The sequence below is a fragment of the Streptococcus hepaticus genome (assembly GCF_043656315.1).
GTDB classification, from domain to species: domain Bacteria; phylum Bacillota; class Bacilli; order Lactobacillales; family Streptococcaceae; genus Streptococcus; species Streptococcus hepaticus.
In genome coordinates this window covers 1-494 of record NZ_JBINIY010000048.1, presented here as the reverse complement: position 1 = coordinate 494, position 494 = coordinate 1, and the positions used below count along the sequence as shown (strand labels likewise).

1 protein-coding gene is annotated in these 494 nt (G+C 35.8%); it reads right to left on the bottom strand.

Annotation, left to right across the window (positions count from 1 at the left end; translation table 11 throughout):
- Nucleotides 1–494, bottom strand: a 494-nt coding sequence (locus ACHUFA_RS11035; protein ID WP_394406114.1) for a restriction endonuclease subunit S, incomplete at both ends; no start/stop codon positions are given.

The window sequence follows — 494 nt, the reverse complement described above, 5'->3', positions numbered from 1 at the left end:
AAACTTACGCTGATGAAGAGTGATGAGGTTATCTAGGGATTGGAAGAAAGCGCCAATTTTTTGTTGTTCGTCTAATTTAGGTGAACTGAATTTTAGTGTAGAGAAGTCTGAAAAACTGATACTACGACCATCTCGGATACCATAAGTTACTGTTTCTAGTTTTTTAATAAAGTCTCGACTTGTTAAAATGTATTTCCAAAACAATGGGCTCTCAGAACCCTTAAAATCAATAACTGTATATGCTGGCGATGTAATTCCTTCAATGTCTGACCAAGCAAAACCTCCTTGGAAAGAACGTAAATGTATAACAAATTGTCCAGGCTTCACACGCTTATAGCCAACTGTTTTGGTTTTATCATACTTAATATCTATTCCTATGTCATTACGTTTAATCATTCCTAATTCTTGAGAAGCAGATAACACAGGAAGGTTATCATAGCCTTTATCTGAAACTGTTACAAATATTTTTTGCGCCTTCCGCTGTTCCCAAGCGT